This is a genomic window from Bradyrhizobium sp. 21 (assembly GCF_023073335.1).
In the GTDB taxonomy this organism is placed as follows: domain Bacteria; phylum Pseudomonadota; class Alphaproteobacteria; order Rhizobiales; family Xanthobacteraceae; genus Bradyrhizobium.
In genome coordinates, this window is record NZ_JADPJG010000002.1 from 570,173 (window position 1) to 587,923 (window position 17,751).

Annotated in this window: 18 protein-coding genes and 3 riboswitches; of the genes, 15 read left to right on the forward strand and 3 right to left on the reverse strand. The window is 67.2% G+C overall.

Going from position 1 to position 17,751, the window contains the following annotated elements; translation table 11 throughout:
- Nucleotides 1–5: 5 nt before the first annotated feature.
- Nucleotides 6–641 carry a cob(I)yrinic acid a,c-diamide adenosyltransferase gene (cobO, locus tag IVB31_RS02595; RefSeq protein WP_247318176.1) on the reverse strand — a complete coding sequence of 212 codons (636 nt, stop codon included), beginning with the start codon at nucleotides 639–641 and terminating at the stop codon, nucleotides 6–8.
- Nucleotides 642–681: 40 nt separating this feature from the next.
- Nucleotides 682–901: riboswitch (cobalamin riboswitch) on the forward strand.
- A 95-nt stretch (nucleotides 902–996) separates the two neighbouring features.
- Between cobO and IVB31_RS02600 the strand changes: the two genes are divergently transcribed.
- The 7 genes from IVB31_RS02600 to cobJ are packed head-to-tail and all read left to right on the forward strand — an operon-like array spanning nucleotide 997 to nucleotide 8,916.
- Complete coding sequence (locus IVB31_RS02600) at nucleotides 997–1,383, forward strand: DUF1636 domain-containing protein (protein WP_247318178.1); 387 nt, start codon at nucleotides 997–999, stop codon at nucleotides 1,381–1,383.
- Nucleotides 1,380–2,414 (forward strand): cobalamin biosynthesis protein CobW, encoded by a 1,035-nt coding sequence (gene cobW, locus IVB31_RS02605; protein ID WP_247318180.1) that lies wholly within the window; start codon nucleotides 1,380–1,382, stop codon nucleotides 2,412–2,414. The genes IVB31_RS02600 and cobW overlap by 4 nt, the downstream gene beginning before the upstream one ends.
- Nucleotides 2,414–5,662, forward strand: coding sequence for a cobaltochelatase subunit CobN (gene cobN, locus IVB31_RS02610; RefSeq protein WP_247318184.1), 3,249 nt, complete (start codon nucleotides 2,414–2,416; stop codon nucleotides 5,660–5,662). The genes cobW and cobN overlap by 1 nt, the downstream gene beginning before the upstream one ends.
- Nucleotides 5,659–6,822 carry a precorrin-3B synthase gene (gene cobG, locus IVB31_RS02615; protein ID WP_247318187.1) on the forward strand — a complete coding sequence of 388 codons (1,164 nt, stop codon included), beginning with the start codon at nucleotides 5,659–5,661 and terminating at the stop codon, nucleotides 6,820–6,822. Before cobN ends, cobG begins: the two co-directional genes overlap by 4 nt.
- Complete coding sequence (locus IVB31_RS02620; RefSeq protein ID WP_247318191.1) at nucleotides 6,822–7,451, forward strand: precorrin-8X methylmutase; 630 nt, start codon at nucleotides 6,822–6,824, stop codon at nucleotides 7,449–7,451. The genes cobG and IVB31_RS02620 overlap by 1 nt, the downstream gene beginning before the upstream one ends.
- 2 nt (nucleotides 7,452–7,453) lie before the next feature.
- Nucleotides 7,454–8,185, forward strand: coding sequence for a precorrin-2 C(20)-methyltransferase (locus IVB31_RS02625; RefSeq protein WP_247318193.1), 732 nt, complete (start codon nucleotides 7,454–7,456; stop codon nucleotides 8,183–8,185).
- Nucleotides 8,182–8,916, forward strand: a complete 735-nt coding sequence (gene cobJ, locus IVB31_RS02630) for a precorrin-3B C(17)-methyltransferase (protein WP_247318195.1) — start codon at nucleotides 8,182–8,184, stop codon at nucleotides 8,914–8,916. Before IVB31_RS02625 ends, cobJ begins: the two co-directional genes overlap by 4 nt.
- On the opposite strand, the gene IVB31_RS02635 is transcribed toward cobJ, so the two are convergent.
- Nucleotides 8,892–9,638, reverse strand: a complete 747-nt coding sequence (locus IVB31_RS02635; RefSeq protein WP_247319383.1) for a cobalt-precorrin-6A reductase — start codon at nucleotides 9,636–9,638, stop codon at nucleotides 8,892–8,894. The genes cobJ and IVB31_RS02635 overlap by 25 nt on opposite strands.
- On the opposite strand from IVB31_RS02635, the gene cbiE reads away from it, so the two are divergent.
- The 8 genes from cbiE (at nucleotide 9,637) to cobT (ending at nucleotide 16,844) form a co-directional block, all read left to right on the forward strand.
- Complete coding sequence (gene cbiE, locus IVB31_RS02640) at nucleotides 9,637–10,818, forward strand: precorrin-6y C5,15-methyltransferase (decarboxylating) subunit CbiE (RefSeq protein ID WP_247318197.1); 1,182 nt, start codon at nucleotides 9,637–9,639, stop codon at nucleotides 10,816–10,818. The two genes, IVB31_RS02635 and cbiE, sit on opposite strands and share 2 nt — an antisense overlap.
- On the forward strand, nucleotides 10,815–11,183 hold the full coding sequence (locus IVB31_RS02645; protein ID WP_247318199.1) for a cobalamin biosynthesis protein: 369 nt from the start codon (nucleotides 10,815–10,817) through the stop codon (nucleotides 11,181–11,183). The genes cbiE and IVB31_RS02645 overlap by 4 nt, the downstream gene beginning before the upstream one ends.
- The gene (gene cobM, locus IVB31_RS02650; RefSeq protein ID WP_247318201.1) at nucleotides 11,180–11,962 is read left to right on the forward strand and encodes a precorrin-4 C(11)-methyltransferase; all 783 of its coding nucleotides are present in this window, start codon (nucleotides 11,180–11,182) and stop codon (nucleotides 11,960–11,962) included. Before IVB31_RS02645 ends, cobM begins: the two co-directional genes overlap by 4 nt.
- Nucleotides 11,962–13,272: a cobyrinate a,c-diamide synthase gene (locus IVB31_RS02655; protein WP_247318204.1), complete on the forward strand. Its 1,311-nt coding sequence runs from the start codon at nucleotides 11,962–11,964 to the stop codon at nucleotides 13,270–13,272. The genes cobM and IVB31_RS02655 overlap by 1 nt, the downstream gene beginning before the upstream one ends.
- A complete protein-coding gene (gene cobA / locus IVB31_RS02660; protein WP_247318207.1) occupies nucleotides 13,269–14,000 on the forward strand; it encodes a uroporphyrinogen-III C-methyltransferase in 732 nt (243 codons plus the stop codon). Before IVB31_RS02655 ends, cobA begins: the two co-directional genes overlap by 4 nt.
- 57 nt (nucleotides 14,001–14,057) lie before the next feature.
- Nucleotides 14,058–14,266, forward strand: a riboswitch (cobalamin riboswitch).
- A gap of 36 nt (nucleotides 14,267–14,302) precedes the next feature.
- On the forward strand, nucleotides 14,303–14,980 hold the full coding sequence (locus IVB31_RS02665) for an energy-coupling factor ABC transporter permease (protein WP_247318209.1): 678 nt from the start codon (nucleotides 14,303–14,305) through the stop codon (nucleotides 14,978–14,980).
- Nucleotides 14,981–15,026: 46 nt separating this feature from the next.
- Nucleotides 15,027–15,776: a precorrin-6A synthase (deacetylating) gene (gene cobF, locus IVB31_RS02670; RefSeq protein WP_247318211.1), complete on the forward strand. Its 750-nt coding sequence runs from the start codon at nucleotides 15,027–15,029 to the stop codon at nucleotides 15,774–15,776.
- Between the two features lie 15 nt (nucleotides 15,777–15,791).
- Nucleotides 15,792–16,844, forward strand: coding sequence for a nicotinate-nucleotide--dimethylbenzimidazole phosphoribosyltransferase (gene cobT / locus IVB31_RS02675; RefSeq protein ID WP_247318214.1), 1,053 nt, complete (start codon nucleotides 15,792–15,794; stop codon nucleotides 16,842–16,844).
- Here cobT and IVB31_RS02680 read toward each other — a convergent pair.
- The gene (locus IVB31_RS02680) at nucleotides 16,837–17,409 is read right to left on the reverse strand and encodes a histidine phosphatase family protein (protein WP_247318216.1); all 573 of its coding nucleotides are present in this window, start codon (nucleotides 17,407–17,409) and stop codon (nucleotides 16,837–16,839) included. The two genes, cobT and IVB31_RS02680, sit on opposite strands and share 8 nt — an antisense overlap.
- A 72-nt stretch (nucleotides 17,410–17,481) precedes the next feature.
- A riboswitch (cobalamin riboswitch) is annotated at nucleotides 17,482–17,684 on the forward strand.
- Nucleotides 17,685–17,751 lie beyond the last annotated feature (67 nt).

Below are 17,751 nucleotides of genomic sequence, written 5' to 3' on the forward strand. Positions count from 1 at the left end.
TGTCTCTAAAACTCGACGCCGGCTTGCGCCTTGATGCCGGAGCGGAAGGGATGCTTGACCAGCGTCATCTCGGTGACGAGATCGGCGATCTCGATCAGTTCGTCCTTGGCGTTGCGTCCGGTGAGCACGACATGCGTCATTGGCGGCTTGTGCGTCGTCAGGAATTCGACGACCTCCGCGATGTCGAGATAGTCGTAGCGCAGTGCGATGTTGATCTCGTCGAGCACGATCATGCGGAGGTTCGAATCGAGGATCAGCTCCTTGGCCTTCTCCCAGCCGGCGCGAGCGGCGGCGATGTCGCGGGCGCGGTCCTGCGTCTCCCAGGTAAAGCCTTCGCCCATGGCGTGGAACTGGCAGAGGTCGCCGAAATGGCCGGTGAGCAGGCGCCGTTCGCCGGTGTCCCAGGCGCCCTTGATGAACTGCACGACAGCGCAGGGATAGCCATGGGCGACACAGCGGACGATCATGCCGAAGGCCGAGGAGGACTTGCCCTTGCCGGCGCCGGTGTGGACGATGATGAGACCCTTTTCGCCGCTCTTGGTCGCCATGATCTTGTCGCGGGCGGCCTTCTTCTTTGCCATTTTTTGGGCATGCCGGGCGTCGTTCTGCTCGCCCGTTTGGGTATCCGGTTCAGGCGTCATCGGTCCCGGTCCTTCGGCTTGACAAGAGGCGGCCGGGGGCAAATGGTGGCCCGGCGTTGGTTCCTGTCCTATGACAGGCGAAGAGGGAATGCGATAGGGTCCGAATCTGCAAGATTTGGATCCAAACTGCAGCCGCCCCCGCGACCGTGACCGGAGAGATGCCCGAAGCCACTGATCCCTTGGGGAATCGGGAAGGCGGGGATCGAAGGGGAAACCCTGCTCCGCAAGCCGGGAGACCTGCCAGCGCGGACGATTTTTGGACCGGCGGACGGGGTGTTCCGCGACGGGGAAAACGGGCCTCTCAAGTCAGGGTCCGTGTGCCTCATCGCTTCCCGCATTTATCCTGGAAGAGGCGATGACCGTCACACTTCACGTCTGTATCACCTGCCGTGCCGGCGAAACGCCTGGCGAGGGCGAGACGACGCCCGGCAAGCGCTTGCACGGCGCGATCCTCAAGGCCGGCGTGCCCGCGGGCGTCAGTGTGGTTCCCGTCGAATGCCTGTCTGCATGCAGCCAGGGCTGCTCGGTCGCGCTCAGCGCGCCCGGCCGCTGGTCCTATGTCTATGGCCGCCTGTCGGATGCGAATGCGCAGGACGTGGTCGCGGGCGCCGCGGCCTATGCGGCCGCGCCCGACGGCCTCGTGCCCTGGCGCAGCCGTCCGGAGATTTTCCGCAAGCAATCGCTTGCCCGTATTCCCCCCATGATTTCCACAACGGCCGTCGCGCCGGAGGCCGCCGAATGAACTCGCTCGCAAAAGTCCCGGTCACGGTGGTCACGGGCTTTCTCGGCTCCGGCAAGACGACGCTGATCCAGCATCTGCTCGCCAACCCCAACGGCATGAAGCTCGCCGTGCTCGTCAACGAGTTCGGCAGCGAAGGCGTCGACGGTGAGATCCTGAAGTCCTGCGCCGATGCCAATTGCCCGGAAGAGAACATCATCGAGCTCGCCAATGGCTGCATCTGCTGCACCGTCGCCGACGATTTCATTCCGACCATGGAGAAGTTGCTGTCGCGGCCCGTAAGGCCCGATCACATCCTGATCGAGACCTCGGGCCTGGCGCTGCCCAAGCCGCTGCTCAAGGCATTCGACTGGCCGGAGATCCGATCGCGCATCACGGTCGACGGCGTGATCGCGCTGGCCGACGCCGAAGCCGTCGCCGCCGGTCGCTTTGCACCGGACCCGGCTGCCGTCGAAGCGCAGCGCGCGGCGGACGAAAATCTCGATCACGAGACGCCACTGTCGGAGGTGTTCGAGGACCAGATCGCCTGCGCGGACATCGTGCTGCTGACCAAGGCGGACCTTGCGGGGGCGGCAGGCCTCGAAGCCGCCAAGGCGGCGATCACCGCCGAGATGCCGCGCCGCGTGCCGATGCTGCCGGTCACGGACGGCGCGATCGACGCGCGCCTCATCCTTGGTCTCGGCGCCGCCGCCGAGAACGATCTCGCCGCGCGTCCCTCGCATCATGACGGCGAGGAAGAGCACGAGCATGATGATTTCGCCTCGGTGGTGATCGATCTTCCTGAAGTCACCGATGTCGATGCGCTGGTCGCATCGGTCCAGCGCCTGGCGCGCGAGCAGAACGTACTGCGCGCAAAGGGTTACATCGCGGTTGCCGGCAAGCCGATGCGGCTGCTGCTGCAGGCGGTCGGTGAACGCGTGCGCCACCAGTTCGACAAGCCCTGGGGCGCAGATATCAGGCACTCGAAGCTCGTCGTGATCGGTGAGCACGGCGATATCGACGAGGCAGCCATCAAGGCAGGACTCGGTATCTGATGCACGTCGTCTTCCGCGAGAGCCGCGGTCTCGAAGAGACTGCGACGCCAAGGGACATCGGCCAGGACCCGGCCGATCTCGTGGTGCTCTCGTATTCGGATTCCGATCTTGCCGCGTTCGCGGCTGGCTGGCGCCGCGGCCGCGACAGCCTGCCGTCGCTGCGGCTCGCCAATCTCGCGGAGCTGCGTCATCCGCTTTCGGTCGATACCTATGTCGAGCGCACGCTGTCGCAAGCACGCGGCATTCTGGTGCGCCTGATCGGCGGCGAGTCCTACTGGCCGTATGGCCTCGCGGCCCTGCAACAGCTCGCGCAGGATCGCAACATCGTGCTGGCCGTGCTGCCGGCCGATGGCCGCGACGACACGCGGCTCGACGCATACTCGACCCTGCCGGTCTCGACGCTGCGGCGGCTCAAGGTGCTCTGCGACACGGGCGGGCCGGTCGCGGCACAGGCGGCGATCGCGCAGCTTGCGCTGGCCTCTGGCCTCTACGCCGGGCCTGTTCTCGGTGAGATGACCGTTCCCGAGATGGGTTTTTACGATCCCGCACGCGGCGTCATTGCAGTGCCGACGGCGGGCGAGGGGAAGCCACGCGCACTCGTGACGTTCTATCGCTCCTATCTCACCGCCGCGGACACCGGGCCGGTCGATGCCCTGATTGCCGCGCTGCGCGAGATGGGGTTTGACGCGTATGGCGTGTTCGTCACCTCGCTGAAGGCGCCGGGCGTTGCGGCTTGGCTACGGGAGCATCTCGCGAAATATCTTCCGACCGCGATTATCAATGCGACGGCCTTCTCTGCGATGGGCGATGACGGCACGACGCCATTCGATGCGGCTCCATGTCCGGTGTTTCAGGTCGCGCTCTCCACCGCGCGTCGCGAGGACTGGGCGGAAGCGCTGCGCGGCCTGTCACCCGGCGACCTCGCGATGCATGTGGTGCTGCCTGAGGTCGATGGTCGCCTGTTCGCGGGCGTGGTGAGCTTCAAATCGGCCGCCATACGCGATTCCGATCTGCAATTTTCGCATCTGGCACACAGGCCCGACGAGGAGCGCGTGAAGGCCGTCGCCGCGCGCGTTACGGCGTGGCGGCGCCTTGCGGCGAAGCCGGCCGCCGAGAAGCGGCTGGCACTCGTGCTCTCGAACTATCCGGGTCGTCCGCACCAGATCGCGCATGCGGTTGGTCTCGATGCGCTGGCTTCGGTCGAGGCTCTGGTCTCCGACCTCGCGGAGGCCAGCTTCGATGTTGTGCCGGTCCACGCGCTCGGCAAGACGCTGCTAACGCGGAATTTGACCTGGAGTGTCGCCGATTACCGCGCCGCACTCGCGCGCTTTCCGCAAGGCTTGCAGGAGGATCTCGCGCAAGCCTGGGGCGCGCCGGAGAACGATCCGAGCTGCCGCGACGGCGCGTTTCACTTCGCGGCGATCCAGTGCGGCCGGTCGATTGTCGCAGTCCAACCCGAGCGCGGCGATGCGGCCGCGCGTGATTCCGACTATCACGATCTCGCCCGCACGCCGCGTCACGCCTATGTCGCGTTCTATCTCTGGCTCCGCAAGCAGGAGATTGATGCCGTCGTGCACATGGGCGCGCACGGCACGCTGGAATGGTTGCCCGGAAAATCCGTGGCGCTGTCTGCCGGCTGCTGGCCGGAGGCCTTGATCGGCGATCTGCCCATCATCTATCCCTTCATCGTCAACGATCCCGGCGAGGCCGCGCAGGCCAAGCGGCGCATCGGCGCCGTCACCATCGGCCATCTGCCGCCGCCGCTCGCGGCATCAGTGGTGCCCGAAGGGCTGCGCAGGCTCGAACAGCTCCTCGACGAGTACTCGACCGCCGATGGTCTCGATCCCGCACGACGTCAGCGCCTGATCGCAGCGATCCGTGACGAGGCGCGTACGGCAGGCCTCGAAGACGATCTCGGCCTCGATGCAGCGGCCGCGCCGGCGGAAGCGATCCCGCGGATTGATCGCTTCGTCTGCGATCTCAAGGAAAGCCAGTTCGGCGATGGCTTGCACATATTCGGCCGCGGCGACTGTGGTGAGGCGGAGCGGGACGGGCTGCGTGCCGCACTTGGGGGCAAGCGTGTCGCGCCTGGACCATCCGGCTCGCCTTATCGCGGGCGCCAGGACGTTCTGCCGACCGGTCGCAATCTCTTTGCCGTCGATCCGCGCGCGGTGCCGACGCCGTCGGCGCATGCGCAAGGCGTCAAGCTCGCGGAGGAACTGCTGCGTCGTCATCTGCAGGATCACGGTGACTGGCCGAAGGGTCTCGTCGTCGATCTCTGGGGCTCGGCGACGATGCGTACCGCAGGCGAGGAGTTTGCGATGGCGCTGCATCTGGCCGGCCTTGCGCCGCGCTGGGATCATGCCTCCGGCCGCGTCACCGGTTATGACATCATCGCCCCGGCCGAGCTCGGCCGTCCCCGCATCGACGTCACGCTGCGCGTGTCGGGCCTGTTCCGCGATGTCTTCGCCGGCCTCGCGCAATTGTTCGAAGCGGCCGCCGAGGCGCTCGCGGGTCGCGAGGACGAGGGCGAGGAAAATCCATACCGCCAGCGCGCCTCCCGCGTATTTGCGCCGCGCCCCGGACACTACGGCGTCGGCCTCTCGGCGATCCCGGATGCCTTCACGCCCGAGACGCGCGAAGCCGCCGGCGAAGCCTGGCTGTCGGCCTCGTCCTGGGCGTTCTCGGCGGACGGCGGGATCAAGCCGGATCGCGCCGGCATCGAACAGCGGCTGGCATCCGCCGATGCTTTCGTGCACGTCCAGGACCTGCCGGAAACCGACCTTCTGCTTGCGGCTGACTATGCGGCCCATGAAGCCGGCGTTGCGGCGGCCGCAGCGCATCTCGGCGCGGCAGCACCGTCGCTCTATCATCTCGACACGACCCGTCCCGATCAGCCGCATGCGCGCACGCTGACCGAGGAAATTTCGCGCGTGGTCCGCGCGCGCGCGGCCAATCCGGGCTGGATCGCCGGCATGATGCGCCACGGTTTTCGCGGCGCCGCCGAGATCACCGCGACATTGGAGCACATGGCCGCCTTCGCGCATCTGGCGGGCGCCGTGCCGCCGCATCTGTTCGACCTCTACTACGATGCGACGCTCGGCCATGACGACGTTCGCGCCTTCATGGCCCGGGAAAATCCGGCGGCACTCACTGCGATGGAGGCCTGCTTCACGCGCCTGCATGAGGCATCGCTCTGGCGAACGCGCCGCAATTCGATTGCGGCTGCGCTGCGGGAGGCATCATGAGCGCTTCCGTGGTCAAGGGCTGGTGTCCCGGCGCGCTGCGCCCGATGCAATCGGGCGACGGGCTCGTGGTGCGCGTGCGTCCGTTCGGCGGACGGCTCGACGCGGCACAAATCTCCGGACTGGCTCATCTCGCCGAGCGCCATGGCAATGGCCTGATCGACGTGACCAGCCGCGCCAATCTCCAGATCAGGGGCGTCAACAACACCAGCCACAGGCTGCTGCTCGACGGCCTATCGCAACTGGCGCTGCTCGACCCGGACGCTGACACCGAATCCCGTCGCAACATCCTGGTGACGCCGTTCTGGCGTACCGGGGACGAGAGCCAATCGCTCGCCGGCGAGCTCGAGGAGGCGCTCGCAGACAGCAAGCTCGAGCTTCCAACCAAGTTCGGCTTCGCCATCGATGACGGCACCTCACGCGTGCTTGCGGGCGATTCCGCGGATGTGCGGATCGAGCGCGATCGATCCGGCGGACTGCTGGTGCGGGCTGATGGTGACAGGTTCGGCCGCTCCGTCGCGCGTGGCGAGGCCGTGACCACCGCGCTCGCGCTGGCCGGCTGGTTCGTGATCTCAGGCGGCGCCAGGGGCGGGCGAGGGCGGATGGCTGCGCATCTTGCGGGCGGTGCAGCCTTGCCGGACGCATTGCGCAGCGAGGCAGAGCCGGCCCCGATCATGGCCGCGGCGCGTCCCGGCCTCTATTCACAAGGTGCGATGGTCGGCGTCGCCTTCGGACAGATGGCGCATGAGACTCTCAACGAGTTCGCCGGTTGCGGACATGCATTGCGCATGACTCCATGGCGGATGGTCTTGAGCGAAGACAAGCGGGTGATGCCGAGCGCGACCGGCCTGATCACCGAGGCCTACGATCCTGCGCTGCGCGTCATCGCCTGTAGCGGTGCGCCTCGCTGTCGCGAGGCGCATGCCGATACCCGCGGCCTTGCCGCCGCCCTGGCCCCGAACATCGGCGCGGCCGCGCGGCTTCACGTCTCCGGCTGTGCCAAGGGCTGCGCCCATTCCGGTGCGGCCGCCATCACTCTGGTCGCGACCGGTGCGGGCTTCGATCTCGTGCGCGGCGGGACGACACGCGACGAGCCGATCCTGCGCGGGCTGACCCGCGACGACATCGTCAGGGATCCCTCCATCCTGATGGGAGGGCACTGATGCCGTACACTTACGAGACCGACGGCGCGGCGATCTATCGGCAGTCCTTTGCGACCATCAGGGCCGAAGCTGATCTTGCGCGTTTCACGCCGGACGAGGAGCAGGTGGTGGTGCGGATGATCCATGCCGCCGGCATGGTCGGCCTGGAGGCGCACATCCGCTTCACATCAGGCATGGCGAGCGCTGCGCGCGCGGCCTTGCAGAAGGGCGCGCCGATCCTGTGCGACGCCCGCATGGTCTCGGAAGGAATTACCCGCGCACGCCTTCCCGCGGCCAACGCTGTCATCTGCACGCTCGGCGACGAATCCGTTCCCGCGCTGGCGCAATCCATGCGCAACACGCGCTCGGCCGCAGCGCTCGAATTGTGGCGCCCGCATCTGGATGGCGCAATCGTCGCGATCGGCAACGCACCGACCGCGCTGTTTCATCTGCTCAACATGCTGGAGGATCGCGATTGCCCGCGGCCCGCGGCGATCATCGGCTGTCCCGTTGGCTTCGTCGGCGCGGCCGAATCCAAGGCTGCGTTGATGGCCAATCCCCCGGTGCCGGCGCTGACGGTCGAGGGCCGCCTCGGCGGTTCGGCGATCACGGTCGCCGCCGTGAACGCGCTGGCGAGCCGGAGCGAATAGCGATGGGACGCATCATCTGCTGCGGTCTCGGCCCCGGCGATCCCGATATGATGAGCGTGCGCGCGGACCGCACGGTGCGCGGTGCGAAGCACGTCGCTTTTTTCCGCAAGAAGGGGAGGCCGGGCCAGGCGCGCCAGATCGTCGAGGGCATGTTGGCTACCGACGTCAGCGAATACCCCATCGAATATCCGGTTACGACCGAGATCGCCTTCGACAGTCCTGAATACGTCCAGTTGCTGGCCGGCTTCTACGACGAATGGGCGGAGCGCCTGGCGCGGCTTTCGCGCGCGGTCGACGTCGTCGTGCTCTGCGAGGGCGATCCTTATTTCTACGGCTCCTTCATGCATCTGCACATGCGCCTGCAAGGCCGCGTCGAGATCGAGGTGATCGCCGGCATTCCCGGCATGGTGGGCTGTTGGAACGGAGTCGGCCAGCCGATCGCGCTCGGCGACGACGTGACGACGGTGCTGATGGGTACGCTCGCTGAGGACGAGCTCGAACGGCGCATGCGCGATTCCGATGCGCTGGTGATCATGAAGACCGGGCGCAATCTCGCAAAGGTGCGCCGCGCGCTCGCTGCTGCCGGACGGCTGGACAATGCCTGGCTGGTCGAGCGCGGCACCATGCCCGGCGAGCGCGTGGTACGGCTTGCCGAGATCGATGTCGCGGACTGCCCCTATTTCGCGATCGTGCTGGTGCACGGCAAGGGCCGGCATCTGGACGCGGCCGAATGACGGGCACGCTGACCATCGCGGGCCTCGGGCCGGGCAGCGATGCGCTGGTGACGCCCGAGGTTTTTGCCGCACTTGCCGCCGCGACCGACATTCTGGGCTATGCGCCCTATGTCGCGCGGGTGCCGCCGCGGCCGGGGCTCACCTTGCATCCCTCCGACAATCGCGAAGAGTTGCAGCGCGCAGGCGAGGCCCTGCGGCTGGCCGCCGAAGGCGGACAGGTCGTCGTCGTATCTTCCGGCGATCCCGGCGTCTTCGCGATGGCGTCGGCCGTGTTCGAGGCGCTCGAACAGGCGCCGCATTGGCAGGAATTGCCGATCCGCGTGCTGCCCGGCATTACCGCGATGCTGGCGGCGGCCGCGCGCGCGGGCGCGCCGCTCGGCCATGATTTCTGTGCGATCAATCTCTCCGACAATCTCAAGCCATGGGCGGTGATCGAGAAGCGCCTGCGGCTCGCCGCGGACGCCGATTTCGCAATTGCGATGTACAATCCCCGTTCGGCGAGCCGGCCGGACGGATTTGGCCGCGCGCTCGCGGTGTTGAAAGAAGCCGGCTGCGGCGAGCGCCTCGTGATTTTTGCGCGCGCGATCAGCGCTGCCGACGAGGAGATCGAGACCGTCACGTTGAACGAGGCGACGCCTGAAATGGCCGACATGCGCACGCTGGTGATCGTCGGCAATTCGCAGACGCGCCGGGTAGGCCGCTGGGTCTATGCGCCGAGGCAGGTCCGATGACCGAGCCACTGCATGATCTCGGCCACGCTTTCAACCCGCTGACGCTCGGGCATTTGCGGCCGCGAGATCATGATTACGGGCAGTCCGAACCTGCGCGCGGCGTCGATCTTGGCGCGCGCGCCGTCGCCGCCGGAATTGCGGGCGACGATGCACATGATGCCGCGCGTGCGCATCATCTCCAGCTCGCCGTCAAGCGTGAACGGCCCACGCGACACGATGACGTCTGCGGCGAAGGGCAGCGGCGCGTCGGGCGGATCGACGAAGCGCAGCGTGTAGGCGTGTTGCGGCTTGCTTGCGAATGGCGCGATGTGCTGGCGGCCGATGGCGAGGAACACTCGCGCCTTCGACTCCGGAAGCTCGGTGACCGCAGCGTTGACATCAGCGACCTCGATCCAGTTGTCGCCGGGTGCTTTCGTCCAGGGCGCGCGCTCGAGCGCGATCAGCGGCATGCCGGTTTGCGCGCACGCTTCAACCGCATTGCGGCTCATCTCGGCCGCGAAAGGATGCGTCGCGTCGATCACATGCGTGATGGCTTCGCCGCGGATGTAATGGGCCAACCCGCTCACGCCACCAAAACCGCCGGTGCGAGTGGGCAGCGGTTGGTCGGCGGGCGCACGGGTGCGGCCGCCGTAGGAATACACGGCGTCAATGCCGGCACGCACGATCTCCGCCGCGAGCAGGCTCGCATCGGCGGTTCCGCCCAGAATGAGGGCGCGTGTCATGGTTGATCCCTGGCTGACCATCATCGGTATCGGCGAAGATGGCCTTGCGGGGTTGTCGGAAGCAAGCCGAAAGGCGCTCAGCGAGGCCGAAACCGTCTTCGGTGGTGAACGGCATCTCGCGCTTGCCGGCGTGGGTAGCCGCGGTCGCCCGTGGCCGGTGCCGTTCGACGCAGAGGTCGTGCTGAGCCGCCGCGGTGAGCCAACGTTAGTGCTCGCTTCCGGCGATCCGTTCTGGCACGGCGCCGGCGCAAGCCTGGCCGAGAAGCTCGATGCGGGCGAATGGATCGCGCATCCGGCGCCGTCGACCTTCTCGCTCGCCGCGGCGCGGTTGGGTTGGCGCCTTGAGTCCGTGAGGTGCCTTGGCCTCCATGCTGCGCCATTCGAGCGTCTCGTGCCGCATTTGGTGCGAGGTGCACGCATCATCTGCCTGGTGCGCGACGCGAAGGCGGTCGGTGATCTCGCAAGATGGCTGACGGAGCGCGGATGGGGCGCTTCACTGTTGTGGACTCTCGCCGCGCTTGGCGGCCCATCCGAAGAGATCGACCAGCATCGCGCTGATCGTTTTGCTGAGGATGTTTCTGGAAATCTGGTTGCAGTGGCCGTGCAGGCGCGGGGAACGCAGGGTATTCCCCGCAGCTCCGGCCTATCAGACGATCTTTTCGCTCATGACGGCCAGATCACCAAGCGGCCGGTGCGCGCGCTCGCCCTCTCGGCGCTGGCGCCGCGTCAGGGTGAGCGGCTGTGGGACATCGGCGCTGGCTCCGGCTCGATCTCAGTCGAGTGGGCACTGTGCGGCGGCGCGGCGACCGCCATCGAGGTGCGCAAGGACCGTGCCGCGAATATCCGCAGCAATGCGGCGGCGTTCGGATTGGCGCATCGGATCACCGTCATGACGGGGACTGCGCCCGAAGCTCTCGCTGCGCTGGATCCGCCAGATGCTGTCTTCATTGGCGGCGGTCTCGACGTCGCGATGTTCGATGTCATCTGGTCGCGTCTGTCAATGGGCGCGAGGCTCGTCGCGCACTCGGTGACGCTGGAAACGGAAGCGCTGCTGGGCGAGCTGCACCAGCGCCACGGCGGCGAGTTGATGCGGGTCGATATCTCCCATGCCGCTCCGCTCGGCCGCTACCGGTCTTGGGAAGCGTCGCGGCCGGTGGTGCAATGGAGTGCGGTCCGATGAAGGTCGCCGGACTCGGATTCAAGAAGGATGTGACGCTGGCTTCGCTGCGTGAGGCGCTGCTGGCGGCCGGCGGTCCCGAGGGACTTGAGGCGGTCGCGACGGTCAGCGACAAGGCCGACGCCGAGGTGCTCAAGCAGCTCGCGCGAGAATGCGGCGTGCCGATTAAGGCCGTTTCGCGGGATGTGCTGGCGGGCATTGACACGCCGACGCAGTCGAACGTCGTTGCGGAAAAGTTCGGCACTGGATCCGTCGCCGAGGCGGCGGCGCTTGCTGCCGCTGGCCCGCGCGCGCGATTGATTGCAACGCGCACGGTCTCGCAGGATCGCACCGCGACCGCCGCGATCGCCGAGGGAGACGGCGCATGACGGTGCATTTCATCGGCGCCGGGCCGGGCGCTCCCGATTTGCTGACGCTGCGCGGACGCGATCTGATCGCAGCCTGTCCGGTCTGCCTCTATGCGGGCTCGCTGGTGCCGGAGGGCGTGCTGGCGCATTGCCCGCCGGGCGCGCGCATCGTCAACACCGCGCCGCTGTCGCTTGACGAGATCATCGCGGAGATCGCCACAGCGCATGCCGAGGGCAAGGATGTCGCGCGGCTGCATTCCGGCGATCTCTCGATCTGGTCGGCGATGGGCGAGCAGCTCCGTCGCCTGCGCGCGCTCGGCATTCCCTATTCGGTGACGCCTGGCGTTCCCTCATTCTCCGCCGCTGCGGCTGCGCTGGAGGCCGAGCTGACGCTGCCCGGCCTGGCACAAACCGTGGTGCTGACGCGCACGCCCGGTCGCGCCAGCACTATGCCCGAGGGTGAAAGGCTCGCCGCCTTCGCCGCCACCGGCGCGGTGCTCGCGATCCATCTGTCGATCCATCTGCTCGACAAGGTCGTCGCCGAGCTGACGCCGCATTACGGCGCGGACTGCCCGGTCGCGATCGTCTGGCGCGCGAGTTGGCCGGACCAGCGCATCGTCCGCGCCACGCTGGCGACGCTCGATGCCGCCGTGGGCACCGAGATGGAGCGCACCGCGCTGATCCTGGTCGGCAGAACGCTCGGCTCGGCGGATTTTGACGAGAGCCGCCTCTATGCCGGCGACTACGATCGCCGCTATCGGCCCGTCGGTGCCGAGCCACGATTTCCGGAGGCGTCTTGATGGCGGCTGGTCTTATCATCTCCGCACCGGCGTCCGGCGTCGGCAAGACCACGCTGACGCTGGCGCTCGCGCGGGCCTGGCGCAATCGCGGATTGAACGTGCAGTGCTTCAAGAGTGGGCCCGACTATATCGATCCCGCCTTTCATGCCGCCGCGACGGGGCGCGCCTCCGTCAACGTCGATAGCTGGGCGATGGACCGCGGGACGATCTCGCATCTCGTCAGCCGCGGTGCGGACGCCGATGTGGTGATCGCCGAGGGCTCGATGGGCCTGTTCGACGGCGTCGCCGCGCGCGGTGTCTCCGGCACCGGCGCCACAGCCGACATTGCGGAGATGCTGAGCTGGCCGGTGGTTCTCGTGATCGATCCCTCCGGACAGGCGCAGACCGCAGCGGCGATCGCCGCAGGCCTTCGCGACTACCGGCCCGGCGTGCGCCTTGCGGGCGTCGTGCTCAATCGCGTCGCCAGCCCGCGCCACGAGGACCTCGTGCGGCGTGCGCTGACCGATGTCGGCATCGCCGTGTTCGGCGCGCTGCCGCGCCATGCCGAGATCAGCCTGCCGAAGCGGCATCTCGGCCTGGTGCAGGCGGAGGAGCAAGCCGAGATCGGGAAGCTGATCGATGAGGCCGCCCGCTTCGTCGCCGAACATGTCGACATAGACGCGGTGCTGCGATCGGCAGCCATCTGGTTGCCGCAACCCGCCGCCAATGGCCTGAACGTGACGCCGCCCGGCCAGCGCATTGCGCTTGCGCGCGATGCTGCGTTCTCCTTCGTCTATCCGCACATGCTGGAAGCGTGGCGCGCGGCAGGCGCCGAGATCTCGGCATTTTCGCCGCTTGCCGATGAAGCGCCTGACGCGAGCGCCGACGTATGCTGGCTGCCCGGCGGCTATCCCGAGCTTCACGCCGGGACGATCGCGGCCAATGCGCGCTTCCGCAGCGGTCTGCGTGCCTTCGCCGGGACACGACCCGTGCACGGCGAATGCGGGGGCTATATGGTGCTGGGAACCGTCTTGACCGACGCTGACGGCGTCAGCCACGAGATGACGGGCCTGCTCGGCCTGGAGACAAGCTTTGCCAAGCGCCGCATGCATCTGGGCTATCGTCTTGCCACGCTCGCAGCGCCAATGCCGGGGCATCAGGCGGGCGCGCGCCTGCGCGGCCATGAGTTCCACTATTCAACCATCCTCGCGCAACCCGACTCGCCACTGGCGGTCGTGCATGATGCGACAGGCGCGGTCATCGCCGAGACCGGCTCGCGGCGGGGACAAGCCACCGGTACGTTCTTCCATCTGATCGCGGAGGACAGGTGAGCGCGTTTGTCACGTTCATCTCCGCCGGCCCCGGCGACCCCGAGCTCCTCACGCTCAAGGGTGCCGCGCGACTGCGCGAGGCCGATGTCGTGCTCTATGACGATCTTGCCTCCGGCGCGATCCTCGATCTGGCCCGGCCCGGCGCCAATCTCGTCGCGGTGGGAAAGCGGGCGGGACGGCCCTCGACCAAGCAGCACCACGTCAACCGCCTCTTGGTCGACTACGCCGTAACAGGCGCGCGCGTGGTGCGATTGAAGTCGGGCGATGCCGGCATCTTTGGCCGGCTCGAGGAGGAGCTCGAGACGCTGCGTGAAGCGGGCATCGGCTACGAGATTATCCCCGGCGTCACCTCGGCCTGTGTCGCGGCCGCGCAAGCCGGCATTCCGCTGACCCGGCGTCATACCTCCCGCCGCGTGCAGTTCGTGACCGGGGCCGACGTCACCGGGGAGCTGCCGCCAGACCTGAATTGGGCGGCGCTGGCCGATCCCGAGGCGACGACCGTGGTCTATATGGGCCGGCGGACGTTTCCGGCGCTTGTCGTCAAATTGATCGAGCACGGCCTCTCCCCAATCACTCCGGCCTTGCTCGCCGAATCCCTTGGCCGTCCCGATGAGCGGCTCGTGCGCACAACAATTGCCGAGCTTGCCGAGCAGGTTGCGCGTGGAGGGGCGGCTTCCACAGCCGCCGTCATCCTGTTCGGGGCGTTGGCGGGGGATTATCCGCCATGACGGCCCCGGCCGCCCATCGGCCCTTGACGCCCGGCTTGCGAAAGAGGCACACAGGAGAGGCATGGTGCTCGACGCGGCGCAAAGCGCTTAGAGCATAATCGGGAATGGGGATGGGCGGACCCAGTTGCGGCGCCCAAAACCCCAGCCGCCCCCGCGACTGTAAGCGGTGAGGGACTCCGAACCGCCACTGGGCCGCAAGGTCCGGGAAGGCAGGAGAACCCAGTGAACCGCGAGCCAGGAGACCGGCCGTGCACGTTTTGAGGCCAAGGCCGTCGGGTGTGACGGCAAGAAGGATCTGAGCCATGCATATCGAACCCGGACTAGTCTCGGACGCCAAGCTCGTATTGAGTTACGCAACCGGCATCGCCGTTGGCGGCGTTGCCTTGAAGCTCGCGGTCGAGACCGTGCGCGAGCAGGGCATCACGTCGTTTGCGGCGCGGACGCTGGCCACCACAGGACTTGTGTTCGTCTTCTTCGAGATCCTGCCGCACTTTCCGGTCGGCGTCTCCGAAGTCCACTTCATCCTCGGCTCGACCTTGTTCCTGCTGTTCGGTGCAGCGCCCGCCGCCTTCGGCCTCGCGTTCGGCCTGCTGTTCCAGGGCGTCTTCTTCGAGCCGCCCGACCTGCCGCAATATGGCATGAACGTCACCACGCTGCTGGTGCCGCTGTTCGCGATCCAGGCGATCGCGACGCGGATCATTCCGCGCAGCACCGCGTATGTTGACCTGAAATATCGACAAGCGTTGGCGCTTTCGACGACCTATCAGGCGGGTGTCATCGCCTGGGTGGCGTTCTGGGCGCTCTACGGCTCCGGCTTTGCGATGAGCAACCTCGCGAGCATCGCGACGTTTGCGGCCTCCTATGCGCTGGTCATCGTGATCGAGCCCCTCGCCGATCTCGGTGTGCTGGCACTGGCGAAGTCGCTGCGCGGTATCACCGCGCCCGGCTTCGTCACCCCGCGCCTGCACAACGCAGCTTAAGAGACAAGCGAACGGGCGGCCGTCATGGCCGCCCTTCGCAGGTAAGATGCTCACGCTCTCCCTGATAGGTATCGGTTGCGGCGATCCCGAGCAGCTCACGCGCGCCGCGATCGGTGCGATGAATGCGGCCGATCTCGTCCTGATCCCGCGCAAGGGGACTGCGAAATCCGATCTCGCCGATCTCAGGCGGACGATCTGTGCAGATGTGCTCACCAACCAAACGACGCGCATCGCCGAGTTCGATCTTCCCGTGCGCGATGCAGGCGAGGCGGACTACCGCAAGGGCGTGGACGATTGGCACGATGCCGTGGCCGCGGCCTGGTCGCAAACGATCGCCAGCCATCTCGAAGGCGATTGCAAGGTTGCGCTGCTGATCTGGGGCGATCCCTCGCTTTATGACTCTTCGCTGCGCATTGCACGGCGGCTCAATCCCTTGCCTGAGATCAAGGTCGTGCCGGGCATCACCTCGATCCAGGCGCTGTGCGCGGCGCATGCGTTGCCGCTCAACGACATCGGCGATCCTTTTCTGGTCACCACGGGGCGTCGCTTGCGCGAAGGCGGCTGGCCGCAGGGTGTCGATACCGTGGTGGTGATGCTCGACGGCGGCACGGCGTTCGAGTCGCTCGATCCGTCCGGTCTGCACATCTGGTGGGGCGCCTATCTCGGCATGCCCGACCAGATCATCCTGTCCGGCGCGCTGGCCCAGGTGGGGCCGCGCATCGTCGCTTTACGGCAGGAGGCGCGCGAGCGGCACGGCTGGATCATGGACAGCTATATTCTCAAGCGCAGGCCATGAGGCAAGCGAGGCAGCATGCTCCCCGAATGGGTCACCCAACAATGCCCCGACATCTCCACTGTCCATCGCGAGGCCGCGATTGCGCGGCAGGCGCAACTGACGAAGCCGACCGGCGCGCTCGGTCGGCTGGAACAGGTCGCGATCGAGCTTGCGGGCTTGCAAGCGACCGGGCAGCCACGTGCTGCGCGGGTGCCGATCGTCATCTTCGCCGGCGATCACGGCATCGTCGCGCAGGGGGTCTCGGCCTATCCGCAAGCGGTGACCATCGCGATGATGGCGAATTTTGCCTCCGGCGGTGCTGCGATCTCGGTGCTGGCGCGTGAGCTTGGGTCAAGCCTGGAAGTCGTCGACGCCGGCACGCTGGCGCAGGAGGCGATGGCAGGAATCATTGCCGACAAGCCGCGCAATGGCACGCGCGATTTCAGCGTCGAAGCTGCGCTCACGCCGACAGAGCTGGCGTTCGCGTTCGAGGCAGGCCAGCGCGCAATCGCGCGCGCGGAGGCCAATCAGCCCGACCTCCTGATCGTCGGCGAGATGGGTATCGGCAACACCACGACATCGGCGGCGATTGCGGCGAGCCTGCTCGGCGTGAGCGCGGAGGAGATCGCGGGCAACGGCACCGGCGTCGATGCGGCCGGCCGCGCGCACAAGGCGCGCGTGATCGATGCCGCGATCGTGCATCACGGTATCGCCGGCGCTTCGCCCGAAAAGATACTGTGCGCCGTCGGCGGTCTCGAGATCGCGGCGATCTGCGGCGCGATCATCGCGGCTGCGCAGCGCCGCATTCCCGTGTTGATCGACGGCTTCATCGTCTCGGTCGCAGCTTTGGCGGCGGCGCGCCTCAATCCGTCGTGTCAGCCCTTCCTGCTGGCTTCCCATCAATCGGCTGAGCAGGGGCACCGGCTGGTGCTGCGCGCGCTGAGCGTGCAGCCGCTGATCAGCCTCGATCTGAGACTCGGCGAGGGATCGGGCGCCGCCATCGCCCTGCCGCTGGTGCGGTTCGCATGCGCGCTCCACAACGGCATGGCGACCTTCGCGCAGGCCAATGTGCCGGATCGGCCTAGCTGATCCGCTGATTGACGGAGACGACGCGCCAGCCGGTCGCGAGCCGGTCGATCCGGGTCAGCGACAGCGGATCGATCACGAAGCGCAGGGCCGCCTGAGGCGTCAGATCCAGCGCGATGCACAGCGCCGCGCGGATCGTGCCGGAATGCACGACGAGCGTTGCGGATCCAGGGCCGATCTGTGACAGACCGAGCCGCACACGCGCGACCTGGTCTTCAAAGCTCTCACCGCCCGGCGGCCTTGCGCGCGCCGGATCACTCCAGAACTGCGCGTAGGCTTCGCCGCCGGTTGCTGCGAGCTCGTCGTGCCGCCGGCCCGTCCAGTCACCAAAATCCTGCTCACTGAATTCGCCCATTTGCGCCGGTTCGAGCCCCAGCGCCCGCGCCGTCTCGACAGTGCGCCGCGCCGGGCTGGCATAGCTTGCAGCGTCCAGCGGCAGGCGCTGCCGTAGCGCCTGCAACGTCGCCCGATCGCCGAGATCGGCTGGCGCGTCGGCTGCATGGATTGTCCCTTTGACGCCGTCGACGGGCGCGTGCCGTATCAGCCAGAGGAAGGTCTCGCCTTCCATGCCTATCTCCGAGGAAGTTGGTCGCTGTGGTCATAACGCCGCAGCTTGCACATTGACTCTGTCTTGATCGTAATCCTAGATGCTCGCGACGGTTTCCCCGAGAGGGGATGAAAAGGGAATGCGGTGCGGGGACTTTGTCCCCAATGCCGTGGCTGCCCCCGCAACTGTAAGCGGCGAATCTTGCGTCACGAGCCACTGGGTAACTCGGTCCCGGGAAGGCGACGCAAGGTACTGACCCGCGAGCCAGGAGACCTGCCGTCAGCCGTGGTCACACGCGAAGATGTCGGTCGGGGAGTACAGACATTCGGCTTCATCGGAAGGCTGACAAGCCGGACGATGAGA